15 protein-coding genes are annotated in these 13,272 nt (G+C 56.3%); 5 read left to right on the top strand and 10 right to left on the bottom strand.

The features are described from left to right. Nucleotides 1-21: 21 nt before the first annotated feature. On the bottom strand, nt 22-978 hold the full coding sequence (locus GN111_RS28455; protein ID WP_155306989.1) for an ABC transporter substrate-binding protein: 957 nt from the start codon (nt 976-978) through the stop codon (nt 22-24). A 194-nt stretch (nt 979-1,172) separates the two neighbouring features. After that, entirely contained in the window at nt 1,173-1,469 is a 297-nt protein-coding gene (locus GN111_RS28450) for a hypothetical protein (protein WP_155306988.1), read from the bottom strand. A 315-nt stretch (nt 1,470-1,784) separates the two neighbouring features. Here GN111_RS28450 and GN111_RS28445 point away from each other — a divergent pair, with 315 nt between their 5' ends. Beyond that, nucleotides 1,785-2,954, top strand: a complete 1,170-nt coding sequence (locus GN111_RS28445) for a 6-phosphofructokinase (protein WP_155306987.1) — start codon at nt 1,785-1,787, stop codon at nt 2,952-2,954. Between the two features lie 20 nt (nt 2,955-2,974). Further along, nucleotides 2,975-4,087: a fructose 1,6-bisphosphatase gene (locus GN111_RS28440; RefSeq protein WP_155306986.1), complete on the top strand. Its 1,113-nt coding sequence runs from the start codon at nt 2,975-2,977 to the stop codon at nt 4,085-4,087. Nucleotides 4,088-4,151: 64 nt separating this feature from the next. Here GN111_RS28440 and GN111_RS28435 read toward each other — a convergent pair whose 3' ends face one another. Continuing rightward, entirely contained in the window at nt 4,152-4,544 is a 393-nt protein-coding gene (locus GN111_RS28435) for a hypothetical protein (RefSeq protein ID WP_155306985.1), read from the bottom strand. 495 nt (nt 4,545-5,039) lie between these two features. On the opposite strand from GN111_RS28435, the gene GN111_RS33725 reads away from it, so the two are divergent. The 3 genes from GN111_RS33725 to GN111_RS28425 all read left to right on the top strand — a co-directional run bounded on the left by GN111_RS33725 (nt 5,040) and on the right by GN111_RS28425 (nt 5,983). After that, complete coding sequence (locus GN111_RS33725) at nt 5,040-5,237, top strand: response regulator (RefSeq protein ID WP_197740445.1); 198 nt, start codon at nt 5,040-5,042, stop codon at nt 5,235-5,237. Further along, a complete protein-coding gene (locus GN111_RS33720) occupies nt 5,200-5,376 on the top strand; it encodes a GGDEF domain-containing protein (RefSeq protein WP_197740444.1) in 177 nt (58 codons plus the stop codon). The genes GN111_RS33725 and GN111_RS33720 overlap by 38 nt, the downstream gene beginning before the upstream one ends. Nucleotides 5,377-5,509: 133 nt before the next feature. Beyond that, a complete protein-coding gene (locus GN111_RS28425; RefSeq protein ID WP_155306983.1) occupies nt 5,510-5,983 on the top strand; it encodes a hypothetical protein in 474 nt (157 codons plus the stop codon). Nucleotides 5,984-6,128: 145 nt separating this feature from the next. Here the strand turns inward: GN111_RS28425 and GN111_RS28420 are convergent, their stop codons facing one another. The 7 genes from GN111_RS28420 to GN111_RS28390 form a co-directional block, all read right to left on the bottom strand. Continuing rightward, complete coding sequence (locus GN111_RS28420) at nt 6,129-6,497, bottom strand: response regulator (RefSeq protein ID WP_155306982.1); 369 nt, start codon at nt 6,495-6,497, stop codon at nt 6,129-6,131. 7 nt (nt 6,498-6,504) lie between these two features. Then, on the bottom strand, nt 6,505-7,179 hold the full coding sequence (locus tag GN111_RS28415; protein WP_155306981.1) for a 2Fe-2S iron-sulfur cluster-binding protein: 675 nt from the start codon (nt 7,177-7,179) through the stop codon (nt 6,505-6,507). An 18-nt stretch (nt 7,180-7,197) separates the two neighbouring features. Then, on the bottom strand, nt 7,198-9,153 hold the full coding sequence (locus GN111_RS28410; RefSeq protein ID WP_155306980.1) for an NADH-ubiquinone oxidoreductase-F iron-sulfur binding region domain-containing protein: 1,956 nt from the start codon (nt 9,151-9,153) through the stop codon (nt 7,198-7,200). Then, nucleotides 9,150-9,677, bottom strand: a complete 528-nt coding sequence (nuoE, locus tag GN111_RS28405) for an NADH-quinone oxidoreductase subunit NuoE (RefSeq protein ID WP_155306979.1) — start codon at nt 9,675-9,677, stop codon at nt 9,150-9,152. The genes GN111_RS28410 and nuoE overlap by 4 nt, the downstream gene beginning before the upstream one ends. Nucleotides 9,678-9,759: 82 nt before the next feature. Then, on the bottom strand, nt 9,760-10,227 hold the full coding sequence (locus GN111_RS28400) for a Crp/Fnr family transcriptional regulator (RefSeq protein WP_155306978.1): 468 nt from the start codon (nt 10,225-10,227) through the stop codon (nt 9,760-9,762). An 18-nt stretch (nt 10,228-10,245) separates the two neighbouring features. Continuing rightward, on the bottom strand, nt 10,246-10,674 hold the full coding sequence (locus tag GN111_RS28395) for a Crp/Fnr family transcriptional regulator (protein WP_155306977.1): 429 nt from the start codon (nt 10,672-10,674) through the stop codon (nt 10,246-10,248). 126 nt (nt 10,675-10,800) lie between these two features. Then, nucleotides 10,801-13,266 carry a DNA internalization-related competence protein ComEC/Rec2 gene (locus GN111_RS28390; protein WP_155306976.1) on the bottom strand — a complete coding sequence of 822 codons (2,466 nt, stop codon included), beginning with the start codon at nt 13,264-13,266 and terminating at the stop codon, nt 10,801-10,803. Between the last annotated feature and the right edge of the window lie 6 nt (nt 13,267-13,272).

Below are 13,272 nucleotides of genomic sequence, written 5' to 3'. Positions count from 1 at the left end.
GAAAATGGCGTTATTTTAAGGTCAATTCAATCTGGAAAATTTACTGATGCTGTCGGGCAGGTCAATATTGAATTTTTCCAATTGACGCCGATTGAGCAGTATTTCAGAATCCTTATGCATGATATGAATCGGTATTTTGTCACCCTCCAGAATATGCGAAGCCATTTCTGCTGCCATCTGGCCATGCTTTTCTCCAACAATCACAATGGCTCCCAAAACACCATCATTATGAACCATGGATTCCTGACTACCGAAAAGTGGGATTTTTGTATGTTTCGAACTCCACGCCAGGACATCCGGAGGATTCATACAGCGCCCATCCTCATCTTTGATTGTAAATAAAGTCGATAGATAGATTGTGTCATATTTTTGTTGAGCTTGTATAATTGTATCTCTCCACGCTTTAAACGTACAAACCCGTTTCGAATATAAATCGAAATTCGCAATGGAAATGTGATTTTTACCATCGAGCATGGTTTCAATGGCAGCATCACTGGTTGGACTGTCATCGAATAACAACAGCATATTTTTTGCATTTTTCAATAGCGGCTTGACAATGCGCAAAACTGCATAAATGGGAACTCTTTCTAATATCCCGGTAATATTTTTAGGGATGCTTTTATCTTTGAAATATTTTCTGGGATTGGCATTGACCCCGTAAAAGACCACCGGGACATCTGAATCGGCAAATTTTGGTCCAAGGAAATATAGCGCATTATCGTCACCCAGCATGACCAAATCCGGCTTGATCTCTTTGTATGCATTCCAGGACTTATCTGCCGATTCCTGATGCTGGCCCTTCGATAACACCTTTGTGTTCATGTAGATCGTAACAAGATTATACCGGTCTTCCAATACTGAGGAAATGCCTTTCACACAATCATCGGTCCACTTGTAGCCCTTGTTATATGCCGAAATATTCAAGACCGTTTTCTCTTTTGCCGAAGCGGTAGGAAAGACGGCAAGAATTATAATCATGCACAATCAGAAACAATTACGCTTCATATCGACAAGGCTTTCGATTTGGGCCATCGCCACAGGCAGACTATCTGATTATAAACGATCGCCACATTCGAAGCAAACGGTTGGCTCATAAAAAAGGATCGAAAACCTGAAAAAAGTGGCCTGCAATTTTACCGAAATATTGAAAAACTGGTAATCCGGCTGCTATCTCAGTTCAGATGAAAACTGGCGTCCATGCAGACGGTGGCGGGATTGTCGGCGGAGTCGGTTTTGAAATGCGCCAGGCTGGCCACCGACAGTTTTTCCACTGACTGCTTGGCCGCTTTTTTCATCCTGGCGATCAGCGCTCCGATCTCTTCGGGCGAACAGATCCGATGGATCTGTTCGGGAAGCTCCAGGATTACGCTGCTGACGGTCATCAACGGGAAGCACTGGATGTCTCCCTCACGGTTCCTGGCCTGAATGCATCCCTGGTGGACCGCCTCCTTCTGATAGAAGCTTTCCACATTGGTCCTGAACTGCCAGGCAAAGGAAATCTGTCAACATCGTTTTCACTTTGTAAAAAGGAACAACAAAGGATCATTTCCGACGAATCGGCAATCGCTCCTCTGTCTTATGATATCCTTTCATTCCAAGTCATTACCCGTAGAGGATCATCATGGGAAATGGCACAGGGATTGCTGTTTCCTTTGTCGATACCTTTCGCATACCTGCTGTTTTTTCTGTTGCCTGCATATCTTCCTTCACACGCGGAGCGTTCACCGTCTGGTTTTGCAGAAATTAGAATCCTTCGTCACCCCAAAAAGGGAAGGAGGCAAAAAATGACCCCGACATCTAAAACCACCATCGGTATCCTGACCGGAGGCGGAGACGTTCCGGGACTCAACCCCTGCATCAAGCAACTGGTCGTCGGCGCCCACCGGGAAGGCATGGCGATTCTGGGCATCTACCGCGGTTGGGACGGACTGGTGGCATTGAACAGCGAAGATCCCACCTCGCGGGAAGCCAACGTCATTCTCCTCGATCCTGCCCGGGTCCGTACTATCGACCGCTCGGGCGGTACGATCCTGCACACCTCGCGAACCAATCCGGCCGCTCTGAAATATAAGGACGCACCGGATTTTTTGAGAAGCGGCTTCCGGTCGTCGGAGGAAAAAGAGGATTGCACCGCCCATGTTCTCGACAATTTGTCCCACCTTGGGATCGACGCCCTGGTCGCCATCGGCGGTGACGACACACTTTCCTTCGCCCTGCGTCTGCATCAGGAGGCTTTTCCCGTCATCGCCATTCCCAAGACCATGGACAACGACGTGACGGGAACGGATTACTGCATCGGGTTTTCAACGGCCATAACCCGCAGCGTAAACTTTATCCATGCCCTGCGCACCTCGAGCGGTTCTCACGAGCGCATCGCCGTGGTGGAACTGTTCGGACGCTACTGCGGCGAAACGTCGCTGGTGTCCGGCTACCTGGCCGGTGTGGAGCGCTGCATCATATCGGAAGTTCCGTACAACCTCGACACCCTGTGCCAATTTCTCGTGGCGGACCGGGAAAACAACCCCAGCCGCTATGCAATGATGACCATCAGCGAGGGGGCCGTCATGGAAGGGGGAGAAATGGCTCTCTCCGGCGAGGCGGACGCCTTCGGCCACCGGAAACTGGGCGGCATCGGAGCCGTTACGGCCGAGATGATCAAGAAGCGGACCGGCATCGGAATCATCTTCCAGCCCCTGCTCTATCTCATGCGCAGCGGGTCACCGGACTCCCTGGATCTGATGGTCGCCTTCAACTATGCTACCGCAGCGGTGGATCTGATCCGCAGACGCATCTACGGAAAAATGGTCGCCGTGGCCAAGGGGCAATACACGGCCGTGGATCTGTCGGTCGTCAGCGCGGGTGCCAAACGGGTGGACGTGGCCGAACTCTACGATGCCGATAATTATCGCCCGCACATCCGCAATATCCAGGGCAAACCCATGTTTCTGTATTAATAACGATGGAGGAGCAAGCCATGAAAATTACCCTGACTGCTGTACGGGTGGATCTCGGCGCAGTGGGCGGGCATCTGCAGCCCAGCGAAAAGATCGTCTCTGCCGTCCGGGATACCATCAAAGAGAAAACGGATGACCTTCTCATTGACTCCTGGATCGATTTTACCGGTGACGACATCACCATCTTATGCACCCACGAAGCGGGGAAAGAGAACCCCGAAATTCGCAAGCACCTCTGGAACGGTTTCGAAGAGGGAGCGGCCGCGGCCGAAGAACAGGGGCTTTACGGTGTAGGGCAGGATATCCGCGACGCGGGAGTAACCGGTGCCGTCAAAGGGTTGGGACCGGCAATGGCGGAAATGGAATTCGAAGAGCGCCCCAACGAAACGTTTCTGGTTTTCGCCGTGGACAAGGCGGTGCCCGGCGCCTTCAACCTGCCCTTTTACCTGGCCTTCACCGACCCCATGCACTGCCCCGGCCTCATGCTCTCCCCGCGCATGCGCAAGGGGTTCCGGTTGACCGTCATGGACGTGCTCTACAAGGAGTATGACCGGGAAATCGTTCTGGACGCGCCCGAAGATCTGTACAACCTGGCGGCGCTGCTGAGGGAACAGAACCGCTACGCCATCCGTCGCATCGAATCACGGGGCACCGACGAACAGGCTTTGGCCGCAAGCACCATTCGCATGTCCAACATCGCCGGCAAGATCATGGGCAAGGACGACCCGGTAGCCATCGCACGCGTGCAGGACCCCTTTCCGTCCTCCGGAGAGGTTGTCGCACCCTTCTCGATCGGTCCCTTTGTGGGTGGATTCATGCGCGGCTGCCACAACGGTCCGCTCATGCCGGTGCCATTGAGCACCAAGGTATCCTATTTCGACGGACCGCCGGTGGTTTCATGTGCCGCCTTCGGACTGCGCAACGGTCGCCTGACGCCGCCGATAGACGTTTTCGATCATCCCTTGTGGGACCATGTCCGCTCCCGGCTGGCGGCCAAGACGCTGGAAATCCGCCGACAGGGTTTCTTCGGCAATGCCATGCAGCCGTTTGAGACCATCCATTACGGCGGGCTGGTCAATATTCTCAGGGATCTGGACGAACGCTTCGAAATCATGCGACCGCCCAGAGATTGAAACTGGTTTGGATCAGACCATGTCGCCGTCTATCGATGGCCGGCAGCGTTGTCCAGTGTTCCTCTCATTTCGAGAATCGGATGGTCATCACCGTCACGACTCCCCAAATCCAATTGTAGACCAGAATAAAAGCGGGGGTCCACATGCCCAGACCCACACCGAAAAGCCCGTAACCGGCCTTGTGCGGAAAGAGATAAAGCAATTGAAATGCCGTTGGCAAAAGACTGAGAAGGGTTCCTTTGAGAAAAGGTTTTGATTTCAGGAAAGGCAGTACGAACACAAGCCCCCATAAACCGCCCTGGACAATTTTCGGATAGAGCCATCCGGCACTCAGCGAAGGTGCCATGAGAACGCCTGCCCATCGGGTTATTCCCAGGGCACCGGACTGCCATGCCACCAGGCAGTAAGCCAACGCTCCCAGGCAGCCTGCCGCAAAACAAACAAGAATTTTCTTCACGCCATCCTCCACTGAAGGTCGAGATTTCATTGGCTTTTCGATAACCACCATCTTGAATTATACTATTTTTACAATGCGTTCGTCCAGGCCCGTCATGCCGGACCTGATCCGGCATCCAGAAGGTATTGAAATGAATAGATTCCGGGTAAGCGTTCACAGGGTAACGCATCTGCTTTGTTCCCGGACACCTGAAGGTTGACCAAACCGTCGGCGTGCCCGGCGCCTCACATCTGCGGCACCCTGTAAATGCTTACCGGTCAGGCAGTTGCAGCACATTGGGCATTTCAACCCCGTGAACGGGTGCGATTCCGGTATACGCCGGAATGATGCCAACTTGCGCTTTCCGAATTTTCACAAGACTGTCGAGTATATTTGCCGCAATTTCGTATTCTTCTTAAAGTAAACGTTTCGGACGACCTCAATTCCATCAACCCTAAAGACTTCCCTACAAAAGCCGAAGAACTATTGAAGCAGCGCAGGTGAAAGGGGTGCTCGATGAATGCATCATCAAAAAATATTCCGGTGGTCGAAGACAGCAAAATGTTCGGGCATGCCATCTCCGCGAAAACCGAGGCGGATCTGGGCTGCAAGCCTCACCTGGTCACCTCCTGTGCAGAAGCCTGCGATTTTTTCGAGCAGCATGCCGATTCGCTTTTTGCCGCGGTTCTATACATCGACCCCGCTGACCATTGAAGGCAGTCGCATCCGTTTCTCGGTATCCATCGGGCTCACGGCCACGCTCGGTCCAACGCTGGAAGCCACTATCAACCACGCCGATCAGCTTCTCTACCAGGCCAAAAACCAAGGCCGCAACCGCGTCATCGTCGGCTAACCGATTGCCTATTGCATGCCGAATCGACACAGGGTAAAATAAAAATAATATTATTTACTGACCGATGGCAGGCGATGCCCGCCGCAATGCGGTCCAATCCATCCCTTGCAAGGACGAACCAGGAGCCGTTTCCATGGTCCAATGGAACATGCCGGTCGAACCCGATGAACTGCTTTACGCCCTGAAGGTCGGCAACGCGGCCGCGCTCAACCAGATGCCCCTGAAACATACGCCGGGCGAGGGTCTGGAGATCGTGGACGAAGAAACCGGACACATTCAGACCGTGCATTTTGCGGACAACGCAGTGAACCGTTTCGGTGTGGCCATCGCCCACGAATTCGACAACATGGGCTCCAAGTTCTTTTCGCTGATGACCCGCATCGGAGCACTGATGCGGCTTCTGGAAGACGACCGGGCCAAGCCCTACGTCCAACTGGAAGGAGAGTTCACCAAAATTCGCAACGCCATGATCGAGACCATGGCGTCGTTTCCCATCTCACCGGAGGGGTTTCTGGACGTCGATCGATTTTTCAGTCATCTGGAAAAATCCGGCGATAAAAGAACCTGTCAAGCGGGGAAAACCAGAGACTCCCGGCTGAATGGATGAGCATCGATCCGCCAGTACGTTTACCTAACGGAATCATTCCTTTTTTATCATCCCGGCAAAGCATGGATGCAATGTTGGGCACGGCGCGCTGTGCCCCTACGAAAACCGTTTGCGTGGAAATGAACTGACGGGGGATAAGCCGCAGTCACTCGTTCAATAAAGCATCGACCACTTCCACCAGATTATCGATATCGAACGGCTTGAGCAGGGAACGATCAGCCCCCACGCTTTTGGCGATGGTCAGGTAGTCATCCGGATCCATGCGCCCGCCTCCGGAGATGGCGACGATCTTCGTCTCGGGACGCAGGCGTTTGATCTCGTCGATGGTTTCCAGCCCCTCTTTTTCCGGCATGAAAATATCGGTGACCACCAGGTCGGCCGGGTTCTCTCGAAACAGGGCGACGCCCTTTTCTCCGTCGCCGGCATCCTCGACTAGATGATCGGCGTCTTCGAGGGCCAGCCTTACGGACAGGCGTACGGTATCGTCGTCATCGATCACGAGGATTCTGGCCATGGACTAACTATCCTCCATCGGTTGTCTTTTCTACCAGGGCTCCAGTGGGGCAGGCCTCCAGACAGGCTTTGCAGTTGCGGCAATCTTCTGCGGACGCCGCATCGGACCCGAAATACCCCACCACCGTTTCGAATCCTCGGCCGGCAAAACTCAATCGAGACTGCCCGTTTCGACGGCCGCAGACCCGGACGCAAATGCCGCAAAGCACGCATCGATTGGGGTAGTAATCGAAAACCGGGTGGCGGGAATCCATCTCCGGCTCTTTAAGCGTCCTTTCAAACGGTTTGCACGTCAGGCCGGCTTTGAGAAATTTGGCAATTCCCTGAAGCGCGCAGGCTTTGTTGGCCGGACAGTTCTTGCAATCCACCCGATGCACGGAAAAAAGAAGTTTCAGCGCCGTTTTCTGGAGATCGCGGACCGCTTCCGTGTCCGTGCGCACCGTCATACCGTTTTCCGCGACAACCGTGCAGGCGGTTACGGGATCCTTGAAGCCCTCGATTTCCACGAAGCAGAGGCGGCAGGAGGCCGGCGCCTCGTCCGGGGTGTCGCCCTCCATCCAGCACAGGTGGGGGATATAGATGTCGGCGGCCAGGCAGGCGGCCAGCACGCTGCTGCCCGCCTGAGCCTGAATGGTCCGGTCGTCAACAGTCAGGGTAATCGTCGTTGTCGATGCGTCTGTCATCCGTGTTTCATCCGTCCTTCAGCTTTCCGTTTTCTTCTTTTCCGGCGGCCGCTCGACGATCGGAGCCAGGTGGGCCGGCGAGACCTTCACCACGGCGTCGTAATCGGGCGGGCAGGCCACCATGCACTCCCCGCATTTGACGCAGAGTTCCTGGTCGATGCCCTTCTTGCGGGTGCTGGTGGTAAATACCGCCTCGACCGGGCAGCATCCCACGCAGGCATCGCAGCCCCGGGCGCACTTGTCCAGATCGATGTAAAAGGCGGTCAGGGTTCGGCAATTGCACGCCGGACAGCGTCCTTCGGCAATGTGGGCTTCGTATTCGTCCCGAAAATAGGCCAGGGAGGTGAGCACCGGATTGGGTGCCGTCTTGCCCAGCGCACACAGCGACCCTTTTTTAACGGCCCGGCTCAGGGTTTCCAATTGCTCGATGTCGCCCTCGCGTCCTTCTCCGCGGGTAATCCGGCGCAGAATGTCGAGTTGGTGCCGGGTTCCGATGCGACAGAAGGTGCATTTGCCGCAGGACTCCTTGGCGGTGAAATCGAGAAAATAGCGCGCGACATCCACCATGCAGGCGTCTTCGTCCATCACCACCATGCCGCCCGATCCCATCATGGCCCCGGCTTTGGTCAGGGCGTCGAAGTCCACCGGCGTGTCCAGGAAATCAGCGGAGAGGCAGCCCCCCGATGGCCCGCCGATCTGCACCGCCTTGAACTCCTTTTTGTCGGGGATTCCGCCGCAGATGTCGAAAATCAGTTCCCGCAGGGTGACCCCCATGGGAATCTCCACCAGCCCGGGGTGGGTCACGTTGCCCACCACGGAAAAAACCGCCGTGCCCGGGCTTTCGGGCGTACCGATGCCGCGGAACCATTCGGCGCCCTTTTCCACGATAGGTGGGATGGTGGCCAGGGTTTTGACGTTGTTGATCACCGTGGGCCGGTTGTCGAGACCGCGCTCCACCGGATAAGGTGGGCGGTGTCTCGGCATGCCGCGATAGCCTTCCACACTCCGGATCAGGGCCGTCTCTTCCCCGCAGACGAAGGCCCCGGACCCCTGGAAAAGGTCGATGTCGAAATCGAATCCGCTTCCCAGGATATCGTTTCCCAGCAAGCCCTTGGCCCGGGCCTGTTCGATGGCGGATTCGAGAATCCGAACTGCCAGCGGGTACTCGGCCCGCACGTAAAACAGCCCTTTTTTCGCCCCGACGGCAACAGCGGCAATGGTCATGCCCTCGATCACCTGGTGGGGATTGCTCTCCAGCAGGGTGCGGTCCATGTAAGCGCCGGGGTCCCCCTCATCGGCGTTGCAGATGATCGTATTTTCGCTGCCAGCGGCCGCCCGCGCAATTTTCCATTTGACGCCGGTGGGAAAGCCTGCGCCGCCGCGGCCGCGCAGCCCTGACGCCTCGATCCGATCAATGATCGCGTCCGGCGCCTCGCCGAGGGCCATGGCCAGGGCACCATAGCCGCCATCGGCAAGATACTCGTGAATTTGTTCCGGATCGATTCGGCCGCAACGCTCCATGATCACCCGCTTTTCCCGGTTGAAACGAGAAAATTCATGCACCGAGGGGATCATCTCGTTTTCAACGGTGGCGCCCATGATATGCTCGAAACGCGGGTCGTACTCCTGTAGAAACAGCTTGGTCAACATCTTGGCCTTACCCGGAGTCACTTCCGGGTAGAGAATGGGCGGAAAGCCCGAATCGGGATGGTCGATCACCACCACCGGTTCGGCATAGCAGTGGCCCACACAGCCCACCGTGTGAACCAGGGCCTCCACACCGCGCTCCTGCAGGGCCTCCTCGAAAGCCGATTTGGTTTCCAGCGCGCCGGAAGCGATGCCGCAGGTCGCCATTCCGATGTGAATTTTGGGCAGCGGGCTCTGATCGAACTGCTCCTTTTGAAGCCGGGCTTCCTCGGCCAGGGCTTGATAGGCAGTTTGAATTTTCTCTTTGGATTCATACGCGGCTGTCATTGTTTAGCAGCCTCCCTCTCGGCCTTCTCCTTCTCCACCCGCACCCGCAGCACCAACCCCTCCACCTTGCTGGGGGCCATGTGTCCATGGAGGGTCTCCCCCACCAGCGCCACCGGTGCCAGGGCGCAGCAGCCCACGCAGGCCACGCGCTCGATGCTGAACTCTCGGTCTTCGGTGGTTTCGCCTTCCTTGATCTCCAGCTTGCGCTCGAAATTCTCAAGGATAATCTCGCCGCCGCGCACATGGCAGGCCGTACCCATGCATACCTTAACCGGATTGCGCCCCGGAGGGTTGAACCGGAACTGGTTGTAAAAGGAAGCAACCCCGTATACTTCGGAGCGGGTGATCTCCAGATGATCGGCCACCAAAGCAAGCGCCTCCTCGGGCAGGTAGCCCAGGGTTTTCTGGGCTTTTTGCAGCAGGGGAATGAGCTGCCCTCGGCCGACGGGTGAGGAGTCGATTTGCGCCTGCAGGGATTCCAGGTTGGCCCGATCCTCATCGGTGAGCGTGTGCGTTGTCGTCATTTTTAATGAATTGTTCTTTTTTCGAATCTGTTAGTGTCCGCCTAACAAGCGGGCAAATTGGCCATTTCTGGATGGGCACTCGTTATATTTTGTCCATGGCGCCATAGGCCGCCTGAATCCGTTCCCGCAAAAGAAAACTGAGCCGTTCGAGCATGAAGAAACCGAAGGGTGTATCCTCCTCCATGCATTTTCTCAACGGGCTCCCCTTCAGACGGACCACGGTCGAATCCTTCTGGCAACTTGCCGAAGACATGAGAACATGGGACTCGCCCAAGAGGGTCGACCAGCATCCCAGGGTTCTGCCTTTTCCCAAGGCATCGATCACCACCGAGCCCTTATGGCTGCCGATATCCATGGCGCGCTCGAGGAAAATATATCCATCGACGATGACAAACAGGTCATCGCCAAAATCACCCTGCCGGAATACATAGTCCCCGGCCTTGTATTCTTCGAGGCTGCAAAATTCAACGATGGTGGCCAGATGCTCGGGGGTAATGTTTTTCAGGAAATTGCATGCCTGCAAGGTTTCCTTGATCACGGACTCTGCCATGGTATCCTCCCCAAGATGTCATGATTCGCCGGACATTCTGCGATAGGCGTTCATCAGCCGCTCGCCAAGAGCCCGGGACAGGTGCTTGAAAAAGAGATAACCGCTCTCCATGTCGCTGTCCAGAAGCTTGAGCAGTCGCTCGCAGTCCAGCTTGAGAACAACGACCGGTGTAGTGCAGACGGCACTGCCGCCATAGGTTTGCCGCTCGATCAGGCTTCCCCAGCCGAACGCCTCACCGATACGATCACCCGTGTAGACATGCGTTTTCGAGTCGTCTATGGAGATCCTGACTTCGCCCTGGGCAAGAATGTACAGGTATCGGGCCGGATCACCTCGGCTGAAAAGGACATCCCCTTCTGCATACGCCTCCCGCTGGGCAATGCCCATGACACGGTTGACGGCGTTCTGGCTCAGGCCCCAAAACAGATCCGTTTGTCGGATATACATGGCGGCCTCATTTCTAAGGAGTGATCCCGGCGATGAATGGTGAAAACGTGATGATCAGCGATAAATATGATTAACTTTTTTATAGTATGCTCATAATGCGGTGTCAAATCAAACTTCAAGGAAGAATTAGGGATTGGCCATGTATGATTCGATCTGAACGCCCGTACCGTCGGACCGCATGGTGATGGCCCCATGGGTGGCGGTAATTAAAATCCGGCAGCCGGCGGCCCGGTAGCGGTCGGTTACTTCGAGATGGGGAAAACCGAAGCGGTTGCCGGCCCCGGCGCTGATCACCACTGTTTGCGGACGTACCGCCTCAATCAGGCCTGGCGTACTCGAACTCCGGGAGCCGTGGTGGGGAGCGAACAGGACCGTACCGGCCAGAGTCCCGTGGGCCTGCCGCACCAGCGTGGCTTCCGCATTGGCCGTGATGTCACCGGTGAAAAGAAATACCGTCTGCCCGAAAGCGGCCCTGATCACAAGTGATCCGTCGTTAAGATCCTCCTGATCGACTTCGGCTACGGTTGTGAAAAATTCGGCCGTCGGATGCAGGACCGTCAACGTTGCTTTTCCGAAGGACATTGGCGGGCTGCCGGCGTCCAGTCGTCGCACGACAATATTTTTCTCTCGACAGACAGCCATCAGCGTTTCGTATCCTCGGGTGATGTTGACATCGCCGTTGGTCCACAACTCCCGCACGTTAAAATACCTGGCGATGAAAATCAGACCATTGAGGTGATCGGCATCGGGGTGGGACAGAATCAGCGTATCCACCGTGGCGATTTTGCGGCGCCACAACAGCGGAGCGACCACCTGCTGGCCCACATCGAACAGGCGATTGTCCGAAAATCCGCCACCGTCGTACAGGATCTCGGTTCCGCCAGGCAGTTCCATGAGCGTGGCACCCCCCTGGCCGACATCGATGGCCGTCACTTTGAGGTCCCGGTGCCAGAAGCGTTGATGGGCCCAGTAAAGTCCGTCCCCGCCTGCCGTAATTATTGCCGCCGCCAGGACCCACGATGCAAAACGCGCTTTTCCCAGATTCAACAGCGCCCAGCCTGCCAGGTAATAAATCGCCATCTCCAGCAAGGACGGCGTCACGGTTTTTATAGCTGCAAAAGAGAGCTCGGAAAAAACGTCCACCACCGCCAGGGCCAGTCGAAGAAGCTGGACGCACAACCCGAAGCCCGGTATGGCCAAGGTTTCGAAAAACAGGGCGACAACGGTGGACGCCAGACCCAGGGGCACTGCCAAAAAGCCAACCAGGGGGACCAACAGCAGATTGGACGCCAGGCCCACCACGGACGTCTGGTTGAAATGATGCAGGACGACAGGCGCGGTACCGGCAATTGCCAGCGCGGAAACCAGAACGAAACCCGCCGCTTTTTTTCCGATTCTGCGGCCGAGGGAGGATTCGGTGCCTTCGGAAAAATCGAATCCTTCGAGGCCGACCACGATGGCCAGCACTGCGCAAAAGGAAAGTTGGAAAGAGATAGAATACAGGGCCGTCGGGGAAAAGACCAAGATTGCCAGGGCCGCCACGGATAGCGTGTTGAGGAGATCGTGGGTGCGACCGAGGATCAGGGCGACAAGAAAAACGGCGACCATGATCACGGCCCGCTGGGTGGACGGTGACATGCCGGCCAGAATCCCGTAGGCCAGCACGATGAAAAGGGTCGCTGCGGCGGCCCACTGGCGGGTCCACCCCCGCCACAGCAGCGGGGTGCAAAAGGAAAAGAGCCAGACCAGGCAGCGGTAGACCACCGTCGCCACGATGCCCACGTGCAGCCCGGAGATGGCCAGCAGGTGACCGACGCCGGCCCGGTTGAAGCGCTCGCGCAATTCGCTGCTAATACCTGACCGGTCGCCATAAACCAGGGCCTTGAGCACGGCTTGCGCTTCCTTGTCGTCGGGGCCGCCGGCCGCATCGATCAGGCGGCCGAGCCTGCCGCGCAGGTCATTAACGATCCGTGTGGCAGTGGAAAGAGGGCGGGTGCCCACAATCCGAAGCTTCTCGGCCCGCACCCAGGCACTTCCGTGGATGCCCTTGAAGGCCATGTATCGGCGGTAATCGAATCCTCCCGGATTATTGAAATTGCGCAGCGAGCGGATTTTGGCGTCAAATGCCACCCGATCGCCCAGGGCCACTTTGGTTTCGCCCATAACGGTCAGGCGGACCTTCCCGCGCACCGGGCGGGATTGGCCTTCTCGGGAAAGGGTTTCGACATCCAGCACCGTACGGGTGCGGCCGAGGCGCAAAACCGGAAATTCGAGCACACTTCCTTGAATCTGCCAACGGCCGCTGTCCAGATAGTGGACGATGTGGTCGGATCCGTAATCCTGGGAAACCCACGGCACCATGGAAAGGTAGCCAGCAACAAAGACTGCGAATAGGGGCGACCAGAAGGCGGGCCGATTGCGATGCATTGCGACGAGTGACGCTACGGCGGCGGTAACCAGCAAGCACAGAAATAATGGAGAAAAGCCTGGCACCCCCTCGCCCAAGAGAATGCCGGCAATCAGGGCCAGGGTGACTGGGATGGCCGGCCGATAGTAAATGCCGCCGGCAGGAGAAGGATTGATGGAAGCCACCGGACG

The organism is Desulfosarcina widdelii, from assembly GCF_009688965.1.
Taxonomy (GTDB): Bacteria; Desulfobacterota; Desulfobacteria; order Desulfobacterales; family Desulfosarcinaceae; genus Desulfosarcina; species Desulfosarcina widdelii.
Note: the sequence above shows the minus strand (reverse complement) of the source record. Positions and strands in the feature narration are given on the sequence as shown.

Excerpts from the sequence above, each read along its gene's own strand:
- GN111_RS28420 (WP_155306982.1), bottom strand. The coding sequence starts at position 6,497 with ATGGCCAGAATCCTCGTGATCGATGACGACGATACCGTACGCCTGTCC.
- GN111_RS28400 (WP_155306978.1), bottom strand. The coding sequence starts at position 10,227 with ATGGCAGAGTCCGTGATCAAGGAAACCTTGCAGGCATGCAATTTCCTG.
- GN111_RS28415 (WP_155306981.1), bottom strand. The coding sequence starts at position 7,179 with ATGACAGACGCATCGACAACGACGATTACCCTGACTGTTGACGACCGG.
- GN111_RS28440 (WP_155306986.1), top strand. The coding sequence starts at position 2,975 with ATGAAAATTACCCTGACTGCTGTACGGGTGGATCTCGGCGCAGTGGGC.
- GN111_RS28395 (WP_155306977.1), bottom strand. The coding sequence starts at position 10,674 with ATGTATATCCGACAAACGGATCTGTTTTGGGGCCTGAGCCAGAACGCC.
- GN111_RS28410 (WP_155306980.1), bottom strand. The coding sequence starts at position 9,153 with ATGACAGCCGCGTATGAATCCAAAGAGAAAATTCAAACTGCCTATCAA.
- GN111_RS33725 (WP_197740445.1), top strand. The coding sequence starts at position 5,040 with ATGAATGCATCATCAAAAAATATTCCGGTGGTCGAAGACAGCAAAATG.
- GN111_RS28445 (WP_155306987.1), top strand. The coding sequence starts at position 1,785 with ATGACCCCGACATCTAAAACCACCATCGGTATCCTGACCGGAGGCGGA.
- GN111_RS28455 (WP_155306989.1), bottom strand. The coding sequence starts at position 978 with ATGATTATAATTCTTGCCGTCTTTCCTACCGCTTCGGCAAAAGAGAAA.
- nuoE (WP_155306979.1), bottom strand. The coding sequence starts at position 9,677 with ATGACGACAACGCACACGCTCACCGATGAGGATCGGGCCAACCTGGAA.
- GN111_RS28425 (WP_155306983.1), top strand. The coding sequence starts at position 5,510 with ATGGTCCAATGGAACATGCCGGTCGAACCCGATGAACTGCTTTACGCC.